An 18,426-nucleotide genomic window follows, 5' to 3' on the forward strand; every position below is an offset into this window, starting at 1 on the left:
CGCTACCACCACACCGACATCGAGATCGACAAACTCGCCGAGGCCACCCCCACTCAACGCCGTGCTTTCGACCTCATTGAGGCCACCATCCCCCTGACCATCGCCGCGTAGCCACAAACACAAACCAGCAAACCAGCAAACCCCCAGTTCAGGGCGGAAAACCCTTACCCAGGCAGCCGTAACTTCCGCCTAAGCCACCCACCTCCCCCTCGACGTCGAACATGCTTTCGATTATCGCAGCCGGGTCCGACACGGGCGTCGGGTTCTCAACGCAAACTTGCCGGCTGCGAGCGACAGGTCAGGGTTTAGGTTGAGCCTTCCGCTGCGACCGCTGAGACCGGCACCGGCGATGGCTGGTATCGCACAAGGGGTATTCCTTGCTGCGCCGGCAGGTGCAGATGGCCACCATGAAGCGGTCCGATTCCACGACACCGCCGCCGGGTGTCTCGATGCGCACCGGACCGGACACCAGGATCGGACCGTTGGGCACCACCTGAACCCGGGTGGTGGTCATGGCTTGTCCGCCCGGATCACCACGAGTTCCTCGTCGCGACAGCCGCGGGGTACCCGTCCGGTCTCCTCCAGCCATGCCGCCCGCGCCGACAACACCGGGCCGAACGGGATCCACCGAGAGGCAACGACTTCAGCGTCCAAACCGGTGGACAACAGACAATCCAGGGACCGCTGCACGCCTGCCAGAGCCGACTGCACCAGCAGCAGAGATCCCCCGTCGCACAACAGCTTTGCCGCCGACTCGCACAGCGGATCCAGCACCAGGCGCCCGTCGGGTCCGGCATTCCAGGCCCATGACGGACCGGCCGCCGGCGAGATGGCGTCGGAGTCGTCGACGGGCGGAGCGGGGACGTATGGCGGGTTGGACACAATCACCTCGAACGGTGCGCAGTCGAAAGCCCGAGTCCACGAGCCCTGACGAACGTCGACGTCCACTCCGGCGTCGGCGATGTTGTCGCGGGAGCAGCGCACGGCATGTGGGCAGATGTCGAACGCGGTGACGCTGGCACAGCCCATTTCAGCGGCGGCGATCGCCACGAAACCGCTGCCGGTACACAGGTCGAGGACCCTGCGGCGGGGAATCAGGCCGGTCCGCCTCATCGTGTCGACGAGCAAACGGGAATCGGATTGCGGCTGGTACACCATGTCGGCGACCATGGCGCCATCCAAGGCTGGGTAGGTGGTCGTCAAGGTAGGCCTTTCGGGGCACCGCCGTGGCGATCACGGCACGCTCGCTACTACTAATGCCCGCAAACCGCTGCTTGAAACCAAACCCGGCTGATCGGGGACGATCGCTACCCCTACCCCGCGGCCTGCGCCAATTGAGTGACAATCGTCGAGCAGAACGTCGGAAGGTCCGACGGTGAGCGACTGGTGATCAAATTGCCGTCCACGACAACCTCTTCGTCGACGACGTTGGCGCCGGCGTTGCGCAAGTCGGTGCGAATGCTGGGATAGGAGGTCAGCGTTCGTCCTTTCACCACGCCTGCCTCGACCAACGTCCAGGGCCCGTGACAGATTGCGGCAACCAGCTTTCCGGACTCCACGAAGTCACGGACAAAAGACACGGCAGTGGTGTCGGAACGTAGCTTGTCGGGGTTCACGGTCCCACCAGGCAACACCAGGCCGTCGAACTCGCCCACCGAAGCCCGCGAAACCACGCGGTCGACCGCGAACCTGCCGGCCGGATCGAGATCGTGTTCCCGCGCCTGGATTTCGCCGCCTCGCAACGACACCACCTCCACCTGAGCTCCGGCCTGTAGCAGCACCGCGCGCGGTTGCTCCAGTTCGACCTTTTCCACGCCATCGGCAGCCAGGATGGCGATCCTCTTGCCTTGCAACTCGTTCGACATCGCAGTGCTCCTTCATGGGTTCAAGACGACTTTGGTGCAGCCGTCCTGCTTGTGTTTGAAGATCTCGTAGCCGTGTGGAGCCTGGTCGAGCCGGAGATGGTGGCTGATGATCATCGTGGGGTCGATCTCGCCGCTGCGGATGCGGTCCAGCAGGGGCCGCAGGTAGCGTTGTACGTGGCACTGGCCGGTCTTGATGGTCAGCGAGCGGTTCATGACCGCGCCGATGGGGAATTTGTCCATCACGCCGCCGTACACCCCGATGACCGAGACGGTGCCGCCGTTGCGGCAACTCAGCACCGCTTCCCGAAGTGCGTGCGGCCGTTCGGTTTCCAACCGTGCAGCCTGCTTGATGCGGTCGTAGGCGTCCACCACTCGAGAGCCGTTGCGGGCCTCCATACCCACCGCGTCGATGCAGTGGTCCGGTCCCCGCCCGGCGGTGATGTCCCGAAGCTGCTCCAGCACCGAGGTCTCGGCGAAGTTGAGTGGTGTCGCACCCAGCTTGGCCGCCAGCTCCAGCCGATACGGGACCCGGTCAATGGCAATCACTTTGGCCGCGCCGAGTAAGTAGGCGCTGGCGACCGCGAACAACCCCACCGGACCGGCACCCCATACCGCGACGACGTCGCCGGGGGTGACGCCGCACATCTCGGCGCCCATGTAGCCGGTGGGCAGGATATCCGACAGGAACAACACCTGGTCATCGGTCAGGTCGTCGTCGATCTTCAGCGGGCCCACATCGGCGAACGGCACCCGGGCGTATTCGGCTTGTCCACCGGCAAACCCGCCCAACATGTGCGAATACCCGAAAAGCCCTGCGGGCGAATGCCCCAACAACTTCTCGGCCATTCCGGCGTTGGGATTGGAATTCTCACACAGCGAGTACAGGTCGCGCTCACACGCCGAGCAGGCCCCGCACGCGATCGGGAATGGCACCACCACCCGGTCGCCGACGGCCAAGTTGGACACCGCTTTTCCGACCTCGACCACTTCACCCATGAACTCGTGCCCCAGCACGTCGCCGTGCTTGACCGTGGGGATATAGCCGTCGTAGATGTGCAGGTCCGAACCACAGATCGCGGTGGAGGTGACCCGGACAATGATATCGCGGTTGTTGCGGATCGCGGGATCCGGAACCGATTGCACCTCAACGCTGTTACGTCCGGCCCAGACGGTGGCCTTCATCGTCCGGCTCCTTCGCTCACCGGTTGCGCGGGCTGTTGATGCATCTGGCGCAACGCTGACGTGCCTTCCGCTGACCCGTCGGAATGCAGCACCTCCCCGGTTTCCAGGATCTGCTTGAACCGGCGGAGATCGTCGTTGACCTGCTGTGCTGGCGACTCGCCCAACAGCGTCGCAACCGATTTGCCGAGCACGCCGCCCGGTATGTGGTAGCCGATCGTGACTCGGACCTCGGTGCCGTCGCCCGCGGCGGTCGGCGTGAATTCGACGCTGCCGCCGTGCCTTACCCCGGAATCACGCGCGGATTGCCACGCAATCCGTTTGTTGGGCACGTCCTCGACGATCTGCGCATCCCACCGCACGGGCTGGCCTACCGGTGCGTTGACGGCCCAATGCGACCGCCCGTCGACGCCGGCGGTGACCGATCGCAGGTGGTGCATGAAGCTGGGCAGGTTCTCCAGATCACGCCAGAACCGGTACACGTCCTCCGGCGAACGGCGCACCGTCACCGCGGCCCCCAGCGACCGATGCTTCGGGCCGTTGCCATGCCGGTGGCCCCCGTCGCGGGCGGCGCGCACCGCGGCGTAGAGGTCGGCCCCGGCGATTCCGGTCAGCGCGACGGCGGCAACGGCGCTGCGCGCCCGGGCTCCCCGGCCACGGCCGAGCACACCCGCCCCGAACAGCGCGATGTCCAGCACGTCGCCGGCCACCCTGGTCCACACCAGTTTCGGCGAGCCGAGCAATAACGCAGCGGCGTGGCCGCATTCGCGTATTCCCAACGCGCGGATGACCGAGCGCGACCGGCCCGAGTCGGCCACGCCCGCGAGCACGGCTACTTTCCCGGGGGCCAGCACTTCGGCGACGCCGAGACCCAGGCTGGCCCCACCAAGGCCGCGGGCCAGAGCGGCCGCTGCGCTCGCCGAAGCGTCTTTCATCGTCAACTCCTTGCTTTGTGGTGCCTTGTGGTGCCTTGTGGTGTTTAGGAAGCGGCCGCCCGCAGCTTGTGCAGCAACGGTTCGGCGGCCTCCTTGAGGAACTCGTCCTGGTGCTGCCCGCCGATCTGCAGGACGGCGATATCGGTGAAACCGGCTTCCCAATACGGCCGCACAGACTCGACGATGGCGTCCAGATCCGGCCCACACGGGATGTTCTCGGCGACGTCGTCCGGACGCACGAACTGCGTCGCCGCGGCGAAACCGGCCGGCGTCGGCAAGTCCGCATTGACCGCCCAGCCGCCGCCGAACCAGCGGAACTGGTCGTGCGAGCGTTCCACGGCGGCGTCGCGGTCAGGATCCCAGCACACCGGGATCTGGCCGACCACCCGTCCGGCGCCGGTTCCGTTGGCCACCTGGCGGGCCGCGTGCCACTCGTCGACCAGGTCACCGTCGGGCTCCACCGCGATCAGGTGGTCGGCAAGTTTGGCGAACTTGTCGACGGCCTTGGGTCCGCCGATCGCCACCCCGATGCCGACCGGCACGTCCGGTAGGTCCCACAAGCGCGCCGAATCGACCTGGAAATAGTCGCCACGCCAGTTCACCAGCCGGCCGTCGAACAGTTCGCGGATGATCTTGACCGCCTCGCGCAACATGTCCTGACGACGCTCGACCGCCGGCCAGCCCCGGCCGACGACGTGCTCGTTGAGATTTTCGCCGCTACCCAGTCCTAGCGTGAACCGCCCGTCGGCCAGGATCTGCATGGTCGCGGCCTGCTGCGCGACGATCGCGGGGTGATACCGCATCGTCGGACAGGTCACGTAGGAGTACAGCTCAACCCGTTCGGTGGCATGAGCCACCGCTCCCAGCACCGCCCAGGCGTTGGGCGCGTGTCCTTGCGACGTCAGCCAGGGCGAGAAGTGGTCGCTGCAGACCAAAAAGTCGAAGCCCCGCTGCTCTGCCGAAAAAGCGTACTGCACAAGTTCTTTCGGCCCGCTCTGCTCGGTCATCAAGGTATAGCCGAAGTTCGTCATAGGCGCTGGGGTACCCGGCTATAAGCCCACGTAACGCCACGGCGAAAAATCGCCCCCAAACTCGCCCCAGCGTTCCGCTCGCGGTGGCTTGCCGCGACGCCAAAACGGGTAGACCGAGCGCAGGAGCGGGCAACGGCCCGCCACTTCAACCGCAACAAAGGAGCGGACAATGATCGGAACAATCATCGGGGCCATCGTGGTCGGTCTCATCGTGGGCGCGCTCGCCCGCCTCGTCATGCCGGGCAAGCAGAACATCGGCGTCATCATGACCGTGATATTGGGGACCGTCGGGTCGTTCCTGGGCACCTGGATTTCCTACAAGCTCGGATACTCGAATCAGAACGGCGGCTTCGGGTTCATCCCGTTCCTGGTCGGCGTCGTCGTCGCGGTGTTGCTCATCGCCGCCTACCTCGGGATTACCGGCCGGCGCGGCACATCTGCTCGTACCGGTCCGCGCGCCGGCCTGTAGCCCGCCGGCGCCAGCGGCTCAGCGCACCACAATCGTGTGCTCTTCGCGGGGCACCAGCTCGCCGATAACGGGTGCACCCGGGATCTCGCCGGCGATCAGCAGTCCGCCGGAGGTCTGCGCGTCGGCCAGCAGGAGCGTCTCCTGCTCGCTCACCGCCGCAAGGTCGACGTGCGGGGCCACCCACTCGAGATTGCGCCGGGTGCCGCCGCTGACGTAGCCGGCGGCCAGGGCTGCGCGTGCGCCGTCCAGATACGGCACCGCGGCCGAGTCGATCACCGCCGTCACACCGCTGGCCCTGGCCAGCTTGTGCAAGTGCCCCAGCAACCCGAAACCGGTTATGTCCGTGGCACATTCGATGCCGGCCGCCAGCGCGGCCGCCGCCGCTTCGGCGTTGAGCGTGGTCATCACCTCGACGGCGTCCGCGAACCGCTCGCCGGTTGCCTTGTGCCGGCTGTTCAATACCCCGATGCCCAGCGGCTTGGTCAGCGACAGCGGGGTGCCCGGCTTACCGGAATCGTTGCGCAGCAACCTGTTTGGGTCGGCGATTCCGGTGACCGCGAGCCCGTATTTGGGCTCGGGGTCGTCGACGCTGTGCCCACCGGCCAGATGACAGCCCGCGAGCGAGCAGACGTCCAGCCCGCCGCGCAGCGTCTCGGCGGCCAGCTCGAACGGCAGCACATCTCGCGGCCATCCCAGCAGATTGACCGCGACCACCGGCCGCCCGCCCATCGCGTACACATCGGACAGCGCATTGGCGGCGGCGATTCGGCCCCAGTCGTAGGGGTCGTCGACCACCGGGGTGAAAAAGTCGGCCGTCGCGATCAGCGCGGTGCCGCCCTCGATCAGCACCGCGGCCGCGTCGTCACCGCTGTCCAGCCCGACCAGCAGCTCACCGGCCGGTTCACGCGGCACGGCTGCCCTCAATCCGCGGACCACGTCCTCCAGCTCGCCGGGCGGGATCTTGCACGCGCAGCCGCCGCCGTGCGCGTACTGAGTCAGTCGGTAGGACATGCGTCCATAATTGTCGCCATGGCCCAGGGAGGCGTCTCCGGTCTGGTGACCGGCGCGGTCTTCAAAACCGTCGAGCGACAGTTGCTGCCGCTGGCGGGTTCGATTCCCGTCCGCCTCCGCCACCTCCCCGGGGCCATACATGGGTGACGCGCGACGACGGGTTCCGCGCACCGACGCGCTCCTCGCCGATCCCCGCCTCGCCGAGGCGCAACAGCTGCTGGGCCGCACCTTGGTGAAATCCGTGATCGCGCAGGCCCAGCAACGGGCCCGCGCCGGCGAGATCGAGCCGGAGCGGGTGGCCGAGCACGCCGTCGCCGCACTCCCGGCCACCGCGGCAAGCTTGCGGCCCGTTATCAACGCCACCGGCGTCGTCGTACACACCAACCTGGGCCGGGCGCCGTTGTCGCAGGCCGCGGTGGACGCGGTGGTCACCGCCAGCGGCGCCACCGACGTCGAATTCGACCTGGCAACCGGTCGCCGCGCTCGCCGTGGCCGGGGCGCGCTGGCCGCCCTTGCTCGGGCGGTGCCGACCGCCGGCGGGGTGCACGTGGTGAACAACAACGCCGCCGCGCTGCTGCTGACCGCGCTCACGTTGGCTCCGAGTAAGGAGATCGTGCTCAGCCGCGGCGAGCTGGTCGAGATCGGCGACGGATTCCGCATTCCCGAGTTGCTGGCGTCCACGGGTGCGCGGCTGCGCGAGGTCGGCACCACCAACCGCACCAGCCTGCGCGACTACGCCGACGCGATTGGGCCGGACACCGGGTTTGTGCTCAAGGTGCATCCGTCCAACTTCTGCGTCACCGGGTTCACCTCAGCGGTCAGCGTGGCCGAATTGGCGCAGCTCTTGGACACAATGCGGGCGCCGTTGGTCGTCGACATCGGCTCCGGACTGCTGACGCCGCATCCGGCACTCCCCGACGAGCCGGATGCGACGACCGCCCTGCGCGACGGCGCCAATCTGGTCACCGCCAGTGGCGACAAGCTGCTCGGCGGCCCGCAGGCCGGCCTGCTCTTCGGCGACGCCGGCCTGATCGAGCGGCTGCGCCGGCACCCCGCGGCCCGGGCGCTGCGGGTGGACAAACTGACCCTCGCCGCGCTGGAAGCGACCGTGGTTGGACCGCCGCCGCCAGTGGTTCAGGCGCTGGCCGCCGAGGTGACGCAGCTGCGCGCCCGCGCCGAAAGCCTTGCCGCGCAGCTACCCGGCGCGCACGCGGTGGACTGTGTGGCGGCCGTCGGCGGGGGCGGGGCCCCGGGTGTGCGGCTGCCCAGCGCCGGGCTGAGCCTGCCCGAGTCCTACGCCGCCAAGCTGCGCGCCGGCAGCCCGCCGGTCGTCGGCCGGGTGGAGGGCGGCCGGTGCCTGCTGGATCTGCGCACGGTGGCGCTGGACGAGGACGAGCGGCTGCTGGCGGCGGTGCTGGCGTGTTCGTCATAGCCACCGCGGGCCACGTCGACCACGGCAAGTCGACGCTGGTCCATCGGCTCACCGGGATGTGGCCGGACCGGCTGGCCGAAGAACAGCGCCGGGGCCTGACCATCGACCTGGGCTTCGCCTGGACCGAGCTCGACGGGCACCGGCTGGCGTTCGTCGACGTGCCGGGCCATCAACGGTTCGTTCCCACCATGCTCGCCGGCGTGGGCCCGGTTCCGGCAGTCATGTTCGTGGTGGCCGCCACCGAGGGCTGGATGCCGCAGTCCGACGAGCATCTCGCGGCCTTGGACGCGCTGCGGGTTAGGCATGTGCTCGTCGTCATCAGCAAGACAGACCTTGCCGATCCGGCTCCGGCGATCGAGCAGGTGCGGGCGCGGTTGGCGCACGCGCCGGTCGCGCTGGGCACCGACCTGGACCAGGTGCGCGCGCAACTGCTGGCCCTGGTCGAGCGGTTGCCGCGGCCGGACCGCGACAGCGACGTGCGGTTGTGGGTCGACCGCTGCTTCACCGTGCGCGGTGCGGGCACCGTCGTCACCGGGACGCTGAGCGCCGGCACGATCCGGGTGGGCGACGAACTCGAACACGCCGGACGCCGCGTCACCGTCCGCGGCCTGCAGTCGCTGGGCCGAGACGTCGACGAGACCGGCGCGGTGGCGCGGGTGGCGGTGAACCTGCGCGGCGTGGACCGCCGGCACATCGCTCGCGGCGACACCGTTCGCACGCCGGGCGCCTGGCTGGATACCGCGGAGATCGATGTGGCCCTGCGGTCGGCGGACACCCTGCACCGCCAGCTGGTGCTGCACATCGGGTCGGCGGCGGTGCCGGTGCAAATGCGCCCGCTGGGGACGGCCGGGGCGCGGCTGCGGCTGGCCGGGCCGTTGCCGTTGCGGGTCGGCGATGTCGGGTTGCTGCGCGATCCCGGGGAGCACCGGATCGCGGCCGGCATCGAGGTGCTCGACGTGCGGCCGCCCGGGCTGCACCGCCGCGGCGCGGCGCGAGCCCGCGGCGAGGAGCTGGCGACCGGCCGGGTGCGCCCGCCCGAGTGCGCGCCCGCGGCGCAGTTGCGCGCGATGGGTCTGCCAGCCGCCGGCCGCCGGGTTGGCGAGTGGGTGGTCGATCCGCAGTGGTGGGCCGGGCGACGCCAGCTTGCGATCACGACGGTGCAGCGCTGGGCGGCCGAGCACGACATCGCGGCGGGCATGCCGCTGCAGGCGCTGCGGCAGCGGGTGGGCCTGCCGGCCGCCGAACTGGTGTCCGAGCTACTCGACGGCTCCGGCCTGGAGGTGGCCGACGGCCTGGTACGGCCGCCCGGGGGGGTCCTGCCGGCGCGTGTCGACAAGGCGGTGCGCACGGTGGAGGAGTGGCTGGCCGCCGAACCATTCCGGGCGCCGGAGGCCGACGAACTGGCCGAGCTGAAGCTGGGCAACCGCGAGCTGGCCGCGGCCGTACGGGCCGGACGGCTGACCCGCGTTGCCGACGGCGTCGTGCTCGGGCCCGACGCTGTCGCGCGCGCGGCCGCCATCCTGGCTACGCTGCCGCAGCCGTTCACCGTGAGCGACGCCCGGCACGCCCTGGGCACCACGCGCCGGGTAGCCGTCCCGTTGCTCGAACAGCTTGACGCGCTGAGGATTACCCGCCGCGATGCGGATGGCACCAGGACGACGCTTTGAGGCTGTGGGTTTGCTCCCAGGTACGTCACGGGGTTTGATCAAACAATGGACCCGGAAAGCAAGCTTGCGAAGTTGATCCAGTCGTGGCCGGTGTACCGCCAGCTCACCGGGTCCGACCCGCTGGGCCGCGGCAAGGCCGCACAGTCGGCTCGCTCGGCAACGCTGACGCCGCGCACCGCCGAGGCCGACCACGTCGCGCACTCGGTGTGTCCGTTCTGCGCGGTGGGCTGCGCGCAGAAGGTGTACGTCAAAGACGAGAAGGTCATCCAGATCGAGGGCAACCCGGACAGCCCGATTTCCCGAGGACGCTTGTGCCCCAAGGGATCTGCCAGCACCCAGCTGGTCACCGGGCCGCAGCGGCAAACCGTCGTGCGCTACCGCGCCCCCTACGCCACCGAGTGGCAGGAACTCGACCTGGACACCGCGATGGACATGGTCGCCGACCGGGTGCTCGACGCCCGTCGCAAGGGCTGGCAGGACTTCGACGCCGACCGCAACACGCTGCGCCGCACCATGGGCGTCGCCAGCCTCGGCGGCGCCACCCTGGACAACGAAGAGAACTACCTGATCAAGAAGCTCTTCACCGCCCTGGGCGCGCTGCAGATCGAGAACCAAGCCCGTATTTGACACAGCGCCACGGTTCCCGGTCTGGGAGCCTCCTTCGGTCGCGGCGGAGCGACGGACTATCAGCAAGACCTGGTCAACTCGGACTTCATCGTCATCATGGGCTCCAACATGGCCGAGGCCCATCCGGTCGGGTTCCAGTGGGTGATCGAGGCCAAGGCGCGCGGCACCGAGGTCGTCCACATCGACCCGCGGTTCACCCGCACCAGCGCGCTGGCCGACCGGCACGTGGCACTGCGCGCCGGCAGTGACATCGCGTTCCTCGGCGGGGTTATCAACTACATCCTGTCCAACGAGCTGGACTTCCGCGAGTACGTCACCGCCTACACCAACGCCGCGTTCCTGGTCGACGAAAGCTACCGCGACACCGAGGATCTCGACGGCCTGTTCAGCGGCTACGACCCCGACACCGCCTCGTACGACCCGGCGACCTGGCATTACGAGTCGACACACCATGGCGGTCGCGGCGGGGCCGACGACAAGCAGCGCGCCGCGCCCGATCAGCTCGGCTCCGGCGGGCCGGCGGTGGAGGGTGCTGCGGGCGATATCCCGGCCGACCCGACGCTGCAGCATCCGCGCTGCGTCTACCAGATCCTCAAGCGGCACTACGCCCGCTACACCCCGGAGATGGTGGAGCGGGTGTGCGGCGTGCCGGCCGACACCTTCCTGCGGGTCGCGCGGGCGTGGACCGAGCATTCCGGCCGCGAGCGCACCACGGCGCTGGTGTACAGCGTGGGCTGGACCCAGCACACCATGGGCGCTCAGTTCATCCGCGCCGGCTCGATCATCCAGCTGCTGTTGGGCAACATCGGCCGGCCCGGCGGCGGGGTGTTCGCGCTGCGCGGGCATGCCAGTATCCAGGGCTCCACGGATGTGCCGACGTTGTTCAACCTGCTGCCCGGCTACCTGGCCATGCCGCACGCCGGCCAGGCGAACCTGGCCGACTACCTCGATCGGATCAAGAGCCAGAATCAGAAGGGTTTCTGGCACAACGCCGACGCCTATATGGTGTCGCTGCTCAAGGAGTACTGGGGCGAGCACGCCACCGCCGACAACGACTACTGCTTCGACTACCTGCCGCGGATCAACGGCGACCACGGCACCTACCGCACCGTCATGGACATGGTCGACGGGACGGTGTTCGGCTACTTCCTGCTGGGCCAGAACCCGGCCGTCGGGTCCGCCCACGGACGGCTGCAGCGCCTCGGCATGGCCAACCTGGACTGGCTGGTGGTCCGCGACCTGGTGATGATCGAAAGCGCCACCTTCTGGAAAGACGCCCCCGAAGTGGAGACCGGCGAGATCACCCCGCAGACCTGCCGGACGGAGGTGTTCTTCTTCCCGGCGGCCTCGCACGTGGAGAAGGCCGGCACGTTCACCCAGACCCAGCGGATGCTGCAGTGGCGGGAAAAAGCCGTCGACCGGCCCGGTGACGCCCGCTCGGAGTTGTGGTTCTGCTACCACCTGGGCCGGCGGCTGCGGGACAAGCTGGCCGGCTCGACCGACGAGCGCGACCGGCCACTGCTGGAGCTGTTCTGGGACTACGCGATGGAGGGTGACGAGCCCTCGGGTGAGGACGTGCTGCGCCGCATCAACGGCATTGACCTGACGACCGGCCGGGCGGTGAACGGCTACACCGAGTTGAAGGCCGACGGCAGCACCGCCTGCGGCTGCTGGATCTACAGCGGCGTGTACGCCGACGACGTGAACCAGGCGGCCCGGCGGGACACCTCGCAGTGGGGTTGGACCTGGCCGCTGAACCGCCGGGTGCTCTACAACCGGGCGTCGGCCGACCCACAGGGGCGGCCGTGGAGCGAGCGCAAGAAGCTCATCTGGTGGGATCCGGAGAACCGGGAATGGACCGGCCACGACGTGCCCGACTTCGAAAAGCACAAGCCGCCGGACTACCGCCCGCCCGAAGGCGCGGTGGGCGTCGAGGCGTTGCGCGGCGACGACGCGTTCGTCATGCAGGCCGACGGCAAGGCCTGGCTGTTCGCACCCAGCGGCCTGGCCGACGGTCCGCTGCCCACGCACTACGAACCGCACGAGTCCCCGGTGCGCAACGCGCTGTATAGACAGCAGGGCAACCCGACCCGAATCGTCTACGGCCGCAACGACAATCCGTCGAACCCGGCGCCGCCGGAGGCCCACGGGGAGGTGTTCCCGTTCGTGTTCACCGCGGCGCGGCTGACCGAGCACCACACGGCGGGCGGAATGAGCCGTCAGCTGCCCTACCTGTCGGAGCTGCAGCCCGCGTTGTTCGTCGAGGTGTCACCGAAATTGGCGCGCATCCGGGGGCTGACGCATATGGACTGGGCGCATGTGATCACCAGCCGCACCGCGGTGGACGCGCGGGTGCTGGTGACTGAGCGGATGAAGCCACTTCGTATCGAAGACCGCGTGGTGCAACAGATTTGGATGCCCTACCACTGGGGTTACAGCGGGCTTGTCGACGGCGACGTGGTCAACGATCTGCTCGGGGTGGTGTTGGACCCCAACGTCTTCATCCAGGAGAGCAAGGTCTGCACCTGTGACGTACAACCGGGACGACGGCCCCGCGGACCGGAGCTGCTGGCCTACATCGCCGAATACCGCCGCCGGGCCGGCGTCACCACGGCGACCGGCACCCGACTGGACACCCATAGCGAGGAAACCCCTTGAACCGCAATAGTTTCTATGGCCCGCTGAGCGATCCGGCCGGCGATGCCGGGCATCTGGAGCACCCCGCGCGAGTCGGGTTCTTCACCGACACCTCGGTGTGCATCGGCTGCAAGGCCTGCGAGGTGGCCTGCAAGGAATGGAACCGGGTTCCCGACGACGGCTTCAACCTGCTGGGGATGTCGTTCGACAACACCGGCATGCTCAGCGCCAACACCTGGCGGCACGTGGCGTTCATCGAGCAGCCGGCTACCGACCTCGGCATCCCGAAATTCGAGCGCCCCGGCGCGTCGGCCGACCCGCAGTCCCGCACCGACTTTCGCTGGCTGATGAGCTCCGACGTGTGCAAGCACTGCACCCATGCCGGGTGTCTGGACGTGTGTCCGACGGGCGCACTGTTCCGCACCGAGTTCGGCACTGTCGTTGTCCAGCAAGACATTTGCAACGGCTGCGGGTATTGCGTGTCCGGCTGCCCGTACGGGGTGATCGACCGCCGCGAAGGTGACGGCCGGGCGTGGAAGTGCACGCTGTGCTACGACCGGCTGCATGACGGGCTGGAACCGGCGTGCGCCAAGGCCTGCCCCACCGACTCCATCCAGTTCGGGCCGCTCGACGAACTGCGTGAGCGCGCCGCCCGCCGGGTCGAGCAGCTGCATGAACGCGGCGTAACCGACGCGCGGTTGTACGGTCACGATCCCGACGACGGCGTGGGCGGCGACGGCGCGTTCTTCCTGCTCCTGGACGAGCCCGAGGTCTACGGATTGCCGCCGGATCCGGTGGTGCCCACCCGGGACCTGCCGGCCATGTGGCGCTACGCCGGGATCGCCGCGTCGGCGCTGGTGGCCGCCGCGGTGTCGGCGTTCGTCGGGAGCCGGCGATGAAGGCCGGGGGGGCGGGCAGCGGGCGGGAACAGCTCGCCGTGCCCCGAGCGGAGTTCCGGTCCTATTACGGGCGTCCGGTGCTCAAACCACCGGTGTGGGAGTGGAAGATCGCGGCGTACCTGTTCTCCGGTGGCCTGTCGGCGGGTTCGGCGCTACTGGCCGCCGGCGCCGATCTGACCGGGCGCCCGGCGCTGTGCCGGGTGAGCCGCGTCGGGGCGCTGGCCAGCCTCCTGGCCAGCATGTACTTCCTCGTCGCCGACCTCGGCCGCCCCGAGCGGTTCCACCACATGCTGCGGGTGGCCAAGCCCAGCTCGCCGATGAGCGTCGGCACCTGGATTCTGACCGCCTACGGGCCGGGCGCCGGGCTGGCCGGGGCCGCCGAGCTCATGCCGGCGGCGCTGCGGCGCACCTGGGTCGGAGCGCTCGTGCGCTGGTTGGCACGCCCGGCGGGACTCTCGGCGGCGGCCGTCGCACCCGGGGTCGCCTCCTACACCGCGGTCCTGCTGTCGCAGACCGCCGTCCCCGCCTGGCACGAGGCACACCCGTATCTGCCCTTCGTCTTCACCGGCTCGGCAGCAGCCAGCGGCGGCGGCTGGGGCATGGTGCTGGCGCCCGTGGCCGAGGCCGGTCCGGCACGGCGACTCGCGGTCGTGGGCGCCGGGCTGGAGCTCGCGGCGTCGCGACTGCTGGAGCAACGGCTGGGGCTGGCCGCCGAGGCGTACACGACGGGAAAGCCGCACCGGCTGCGCAGGTGGGCGGAGTACCTGACGATCGGCGGGGCGCTGGGCACGGCGGCGGCGGGCCGGAGCCGGTTCGCCGCGATACTGTGCGGGCTGGCGCTACTCACCGGCAGTGCGCTGCAGCGGTTCGGGGTGTTCGAGGCCGGTGTGGAATCCACCCGGGATCCGAAGTACGTGGTGGTGCCGCAGCGTCAACGGCTCGATTCCGGCAACTGATCTTGGAGAAGGCCGCTACAGCCGCTCTTTGACCGCCGCCGACAAGCGGGCCCCGTCGGCTTTACCCTCGGCGATCTCGGTGGCGAACTTCATGACCAGGCCCATCTGCTTCATGGTGGGCCGATGCCCGAGCTGTTCGGCCACTTGGGCGATGGCGGTGTCGGCGACGTCGGCCACTTCTGCCTCGGTGAGCGGCGTGGGCAGATACTCGTCGATGATCCGGCCTTCCGCATGCTCGTTGGCGGCCAGCTCACCACGCCCGTTCTGGGTGTAGATCTCGGCCGCCTCGCCACGTTTGCGGGATTCTCTGGCCAGCACCTTGAGCACCTCGTCGTCGGAGAGCTCTTTGGCCTGCTTGCCCGATACTTCCTCGGTCTGGATTGCGGCCAGCACCATGCGTAGGGTCGCAGTTCGCAACTTATCCTGCGATTTCATCGCTTCGGTCAGGTCGGCCCGAAGCCGCGATTTGAGTTCCGCCATGGCAGAGACGCTACGCGCGTTGTTTTCGGAGGTTGCCGAACCCGACACCAAGACCGGAAGTCATACCCACATTGAGAAATGCGCCGACCGCCGACAGGATGGAGCCCATGACCAACGACGACAGCCGCCACATCCGGTGAGTACGCTGCCGCCGAGTTATCCGGTTGACCCGCCGGCCGAGACCCCCGGGGATCAACCGGCCGGGTACCCACCATTGGGGGCCGGCTATCCGCCGCCACCACCGCAGCCGCCGGGCTATGGCGCCCCACCGCCGGGATACGGTGTGCCACCCGGTTACGGTGTGCCACCTGGCTATGGCATGCCATCGGGTTACGGTGCGCCGCCACCGGGTTACGGTGCGCCGCCCGGATATGGTGCCCCGCCACCGGGTTACGGCCCGCCGCCACCGGGTTATGGCCCGCCGCTGGTTCCCGGGGCGGTCAAACCCGGGATCATCCCGCTGCGGCCGTTGACCTTGAGCGACATCTACAACGGCGCGGTCGGCTACATCCGCACCAACCCGAAGGCGACGCTGGGCCTGACCGCGATCGTCGTGGTCATCATGCAGGTCATCACGTTGATCGCCACGGTCGGACCGTTGACGGCCCTCAACCAGCTGAAAACCCAGCCGTCGACCGAACTGAGTCTGGGCGTCTTCGGCGCCTGGATGGGTTCGGTGGCGGCCAGTGGTCTGGTCACCTGGCTGGGCGGCATGCTGCTGAGCGGAATCCTCACCGTCGTCGTCGGGCGCGCGGTGTTCGGGTCTCCCATCACCATCGGCGAAGCGTGGGCCCGGGTCCGCGGACGCGTGCCGGCACTGATCGGGCTGGCCCTGCTGGAAGCCGCCGGGATGGTGGCGCTCGCGGGGCTGGTGGTGGTCATCCTGGTCGGGGTCGCGGCCGCGGTCAACGGTGCTGCGGCGGTCCTGGTCGGCATCCCGCTGCTGCTGCTGGTCGGGTTGCTGCTGGCCTACCTGTACACCATGTTGGTGTTCGCGCCGGTGCTGATCGTGTTGGAGCGACTGCCGCTGGTCGACGCGGTCACCAGATCGTTCCGGCTGGTTCGCGGCGGGTTCTGGCGGGTCCTGGGTATCCGGTTGCTGACGGCCCTGGTGGTGGGACTCGTTGGCGGTGCGGTCGCGGCCCCCTTCAGCATCGCGAGCCACATCTTGTTGGGCGTCACCGCGTCGGAAGGCTCCATCGGTATGCTGCTCGTCGGCACGACGCTGTCGGCCGTCGGCTCGGCGATCAGCCAGATCATCACCGCACCGTTCACCGCCGGAGTTGTCGTGCTGCTGTACACCGATCGCCGCATGCGCGCCGAAGCCTTCGATCTGGTCCTGCAGACCGGTGCCGCCGGTGGACCCGCCGCAGTGGTGTCCACCGACAACCTGTGGCTCACGCGGCCTTACTGATTGACTGGTGAGGACTGACTGACGATGCCTTCCATCGACATCGACCGCGATGCCGCCCACCAGGCAGCGCAGCATGAGCTCGACAAACCGATCTACCCCAAGCCATCGCTGTCGACGGCTTTCAGCGACTGGCTCAACGAGCAGCTGTACCGGCTGTTGGAGAAGGGCGCTTCGGTATCCGGGGGCTGGTTCACCCTGACGGTGCTGTTCATCCTGGCGGTGATCGCGGTGATCGTTGCCGTCCACATCGCCCGCCGCACCATGCACACCAACCGCGGCGGTGACTACCAGCTGTTCGAAGCCGGCCAACTCACCGCGGCCCAGCATCGAGCCACGGCTGAAGCGTTTGCGGCCCAAGGTAATTGGGCCGCAGCCATCCGGCACCGACTGCGCGCGGTCGCGCGCGAGCTGGAAGAGAGCGGCGTGCTGAACCCGGCCCCCGGCCGCACCGCCAACGAGCTGGCCACCGACGCGGGCGCGGCCCTGCCTCACCTGACAGGTGAATTGGCCAGGGCCGCAACGGCTTTCAACGACGTCACCTACGGCGAGCGGCCCGGAACTCAAGATGCCTACCAGCTGATCGCCGACCTCGACGACCACCTGCGATCACGTGCTCATGCCGCGTCGGCGGTGGAACGGCCCGCCGCACCCGATTCCTGGGCACAGGTCCGGTGATGCCGGCAACGGGTATCACCCGGCCACGGCGGCCGTGGCGTGGCATGGTGCTCGCGCTGGTCGCGATCATCCTCGTCGCCGCCGTCGGCACCTACCTGACCGCGCCGCGGCCCGGCGGCATGATGGATCCCGCGGCCACCAACTCCTCCGGCGCCCATGCGCTGGTGACGTTGCTGCGCGACGGCGGCGTCGAGGTCGTCGTCGCCAATACCGTCGCCGACGTCGAACGCTTAGCCCGCGCCGACTCGCTGCTGCTGGTGGCCCAGACTCAATACCTGACCGACAGCGCACTTCTGCAGCGGCTGGCACAAGCTCCCGGTGACCTGCTCTTGGTGGAGCCCACCGCGCGAGCCCGCAGGGCACTCACCCCAAAGCTGCGCATCACCGCCGCCGAACAATTCGCCTCCCAGCCGAAATGCCTGCTGCGCGAAGCTAATCGGGCCGGAAAAGTGCATTTCGGGCCCAGCGATGCCTACCAGCCCAGGGACGACCTGGAGGTGGTCAGCTGTTACGGCGGCGCATTGGTCCGCTATCGCGACGCCGGGCGAACCGTCACGGTGGTCGGCAGTAGCGACTTCATGACCAACGGCGGCCTGCTCGAAGAGGGCAATGCCGCACTGGCGATGAACCTCGCGGGCGACCGGCCGCGGCTGGTCTGGTACGCGCCGCACCGCGTCGAGGGACAAACGTCGGAGCCCGGTTCGCTTTCCGACCTGATCCCGACCAACGTGACGTGGATGGTCTGGCAGCTGTGGCTGGTGGTCCTGCTGGCGGCGCTCTGGAAGGGCCGCCGGCTGGGCCCGCTGGTGGCCGAAGAGCTACCCGTGGTGGTCCGCGCATCGGAGACGGTCGAGGGCCGCGGCCGGCTGTACCGGTCCCGGCGAGCCCGCGATCGCGCCGCCGAGGCGCTGCGCACCGCCACGCTGCAACGACTGCTGCCGCGGCTGGGCTGGCCTGGTACAGGTGGCCCGGGCACCGACCCGCCGGCGGTGGTGATGACCGTGGCCCGGCGCAGCGGGGCCGACCCGGAGTTCATTCGATACCACCTGTACGGTCCGCCACCGGCCACCGACCAGGATCTACTACACCTCGCCCGCGCGCTCGACGACATCGAAAGGCAGGTCACCCACTCGTGACACAACCCGCTCC

Annotated in this window: 17 protein-coding genes and 1 tRNA gene; 10 read left to right on the forward strand and 8 right to left on the reverse strand. The window is 68.9% G+C overall.

The features are described 5' to 3' along the window. Positions 1–298: 298 nt before the first annotated feature. The 6 genes from EET03_RS25795 to EET03_RS25820 form a co-directional block, all read right to left on the reverse strand. Entirely contained in the window at positions 299–514 is a 216-nt protein-coding gene (locus EET03_RS25795) for a CDGSH iron-sulfur domain-containing protein (RefSeq protein WP_063468838.1), read from the reverse strand. Beyond that, positions 511–1,203 (reverse strand): HemK2/MTQ2 family protein methyltransferase, encoded by a 693-nt coding sequence (locus EET03_RS25800; protein ID WP_075543850.1) that lies wholly within the window; start codon positions 1,201–1,203, stop codon positions 511–513. Before EET03_RS25800 ends, EET03_RS25795 begins: the two co-directional genes overlap by 4 nt. A 110-nt stretch (positions 1,204–1,313) precedes the next feature. Further along, positions 1,314–1,865 (reverse strand): type 1 glutamine amidotransferase domain-containing protein, encoded by a 552-nt coding sequence (locus EET03_RS25805; RefSeq protein WP_063468836.1) that lies wholly within the window; start codon positions 1,863–1,865, stop codon positions 1,314–1,316. A 12-nt stretch (positions 1,866–1,877) separates the two neighbouring features. Continuing rightward, positions 1,878–3,047, reverse strand: coding sequence for a zinc-dependent alcohol dehydrogenase (locus tag EET03_RS25810; protein WP_075543849.1), 1,170 nt, complete (start codon positions 3,045–3,047; stop codon positions 1,878–1,880). Continuing rightward, positions 3,044–3,979 (reverse strand): SRPBCC family protein, encoded by a 936-nt coding sequence (locus EET03_RS25815; protein ID WP_075543848.1) that lies wholly within the window; start codon positions 3,977–3,979, stop codon positions 3,044–3,046. Before EET03_RS25815 ends, EET03_RS25810 begins: the two co-directional genes overlap by 4 nt. Positions 3,980–4,023: 44 nt before the next feature. Continuing rightward, complete coding sequence (locus EET03_RS25820) at positions 4,024–5,010, reverse strand: LLM class F420-dependent oxidoreductase (RefSeq protein WP_099193819.1); 987 nt, start codon at positions 5,008–5,010, stop codon at positions 4,024–4,026. A gap of 169 nt (positions 5,011–5,179) precedes the next feature. On the opposite strand from EET03_RS25820, the gene EET03_RS25825 reads away from it, so the two are divergent. Continuing rightward, positions 5,180–5,479, forward strand: a complete 300-nt coding sequence (locus EET03_RS25825; protein ID WP_075543846.1) for a GlsB/YeaQ/YmgE family stress response membrane protein — start codon at positions 5,180–5,182, stop codon at positions 5,477–5,479. An 18-nt stretch (positions 5,480–5,497) separates the two neighbouring features. Here the strand turns inward: EET03_RS25825 and selD are convergent, their stop codons facing one another. Further along, on the reverse strand, positions 5,498–6,490 hold the full coding sequence (gene selD, locus EET03_RS25830; protein ID WP_075543853.1) for a selenide, water dikinase SelD: 993 nt from the start codon (positions 6,488–6,490) through the stop codon (positions 5,498–5,500). A gap of 27 nt (positions 6,491–6,517) precedes the next feature. On the opposite strand from selD, the gene EET03_RS25835 reads away from it, so the two are divergent. From EET03_RS25835 to nrfD, 6 genes are all read left to right on the forward strand, one after another. Continuing rightward, positions 6,518–6,612 (forward strand) — tRNA-Sec (locus EET03_RS25835). A 17-nt stretch (positions 6,613–6,629) separates the two neighbouring features. Continuing rightward, complete coding sequence (gene selA / locus EET03_RS25840) at positions 6,630–7,922, forward strand: L-seryl-tRNA(Sec) selenium transferase (protein WP_075543845.1); 1,293 nt, start codon at positions 6,630–6,632, stop codon at positions 7,920–7,922. Next, complete coding sequence (locus EET03_RS25845; protein WP_099193820.1) at positions 7,910–9,589, forward strand: selenocysteine-specific translation elongation factor; 1,680 nt, start codon at positions 7,910–7,912, stop codon at positions 9,587–9,589. The genes selA and EET03_RS25845 overlap by 13 nt, the downstream gene beginning before the upstream one ends. Positions 9,590–9,634: 45 nt before the next feature. Further along, positions 9,635–12,874 (forward strand): formate dehydrogenase, encoded by a 3,240-nt coding sequence (gene fdh, locus EET03_RS25855; RefSeq protein WP_244232540.1) that lies wholly within the window; start codon positions 9,635–9,637, stop codon positions 12,872–12,874. Further along, a complete protein-coding gene (locus tag EET03_RS25860) occupies positions 12,871–13,752 on the forward strand; it encodes a 4Fe-4S dicluster domain-containing protein (protein ID WP_099193821.1) in 882 nt (293 codons plus the stop codon). The genes fdh and EET03_RS25860 overlap by 4 nt, the downstream gene beginning before the upstream one ends. Further along, positions 13,749–14,708 (forward strand): NrfD/PsrC family molybdoenzyme membrane anchor subunit, encoded by a 960-nt coding sequence (gene nrfD, locus EET03_RS25865; RefSeq protein WP_075543841.1) that lies wholly within the window; start codon positions 13,749–13,751, stop codon positions 14,706–14,708. Before EET03_RS25860 ends, nrfD begins: the two co-directional genes overlap by 4 nt. 15 nt (positions 14,709–14,723) lie before the next feature. Here the strand turns inward: nrfD and EET03_RS25870 are convergent, their stop codons facing one another. Beyond that, the gene (locus EET03_RS25870; RefSeq protein ID WP_075543840.1) at positions 14,724–15,188 is read right to left on the reverse strand and encodes a GatB/YqeY domain-containing protein; all 465 of its coding nucleotides are present in this window, start codon (positions 15,186–15,188) and stop codon (positions 14,724–14,726) included. Here EET03_RS25870 and EET03_RS25875 point away from each other — a divergent pair. From EET03_RS25875 to EET03_RS25885, 3 genes are read left to right on the forward strand one after another with little or no spacing between them, the layout of a single operon-like run. Further along, the gene (locus EET03_RS25875) at positions 15,187–16,602 is read left to right on the forward strand and encodes a hypothetical protein (protein WP_425271562.1); all 1,416 of its coding nucleotides are present in this window, start codon (positions 15,187–15,189) and stop codon (positions 16,600–16,602) included. The two genes, EET03_RS25870 and EET03_RS25875, sit on opposite strands and share 2 nt — an antisense overlap. 24 nt (positions 16,603–16,626) lie before the next feature. After that, complete coding sequence (locus tag EET03_RS25880) at positions 16,627–17,277, forward strand: DUF4129 domain-containing protein (RefSeq protein ID WP_099193822.1); 651 nt, start codon at positions 16,627–16,629, stop codon at positions 17,275–17,277. Continuing rightward, the gene (locus EET03_RS25885) at positions 17,259–18,413 is read left to right on the forward strand and encodes a DUF4350 domain-containing protein (protein WP_208649139.1); all 1,155 of its coding nucleotides are present in this window, start codon (positions 17,259–17,261) and stop codon (positions 18,411–18,413) included. The genes EET03_RS25880 and EET03_RS25885 overlap by 19 nt, the downstream gene beginning before the upstream one ends. The last annotated feature ends 13 nt before the right edge of the window (positions 18,414–18,426 follow it).

The organism is Mycobacterium innocens (assembly GCF_900566055.1).
Lineage (GTDB): Bacteria > Actinomycetota > Actinomycetes > Mycobacteriales > Mycobacteriaceae > Mycobacterium > Mycobacterium innocens.

Excerpts from the sequence above, each read along its gene's own strand:
- EET03_RS25795 (WP_063468838.1), bottom strand. The coding sequence starts at position 514 with ATGACCACCACCCGGGTTCAGGTGGTGCCCAACGGTCCGATCCTGGTG.
- EET03_RS25805 (WP_063468836.1), bottom strand. The coding sequence starts at position 1,865 with ATGTCGAACGAGTTGCAAGGCAAGAGGATCGCCATCCTGGCTGCCGAT.
- EET03_RS25810 (WP_075543849.1), bottom strand. The coding sequence starts at position 3,047 with ATGAAGGCCACCGTCTGGGCCGGACGTAACAGCGTTGAGGTGCAATCG.
- EET03_RS25815 (WP_075543848.1), bottom strand. The coding sequence starts at position 3,979 with ATGAAAGACGCTTCGGCGAGCGCAGCGGCCGCTCTGGCCCGCGGCCTT.
- EET03_RS25820 (WP_099193819.1), bottom strand. The coding sequence starts at position 5,010 with ATGACGAACTTCGGCTATACCTTGATGACCGAGCAGAGCGGGCCGAAA.
- EET03_RS25825 (WP_075543846.1), top strand. The coding sequence starts at position 5,180 with ATGATCGGAACAATCATCGGGGCCATCGTGGTCGGTCTCATCGTGGGC.
- selD (WP_075543853.1), bottom strand. The coding sequence starts at position 6,490 with ATGTCCTACCGACTGACTCAGTACGCGCACGGCGGCGGCTGCGCGTGC.
- selA (WP_075543845.1), top strand. The coding sequence starts at position 6,630 with ATGGGTGACGCGCGACGACGGGTTCCGCGCACCGACGCGCTCCTCGCC.
- nrfD (WP_075543841.1), top strand. The coding sequence starts at position 13,749 with ATGAAGGCCGGGGGGGCGGGCAGCGGGCGGGAACAGCTCGCCGTGCCC.
- EET03_RS25875 (WP_425271562.1), top strand. The coding sequence starts at position 15,187 with ATGGCAGAGACGCTACGCGCGTTGTTTTCGGAGGTTGCCGAACCCGAC.
- EET03_RS25870 (WP_075543840.1), bottom strand. The coding sequence starts at position 15,188 with ATGGCGGAACTCAAATCGCGGCTTCGGGCCGACCTGACCGAAGCGATG.
- EET03_RS25880 (WP_099193822.1), top strand. The coding sequence starts at position 16,627 with ATGCCTTCCATCGACATCGACCGCGATGCCGCCCACCAGGCAGCGCAG.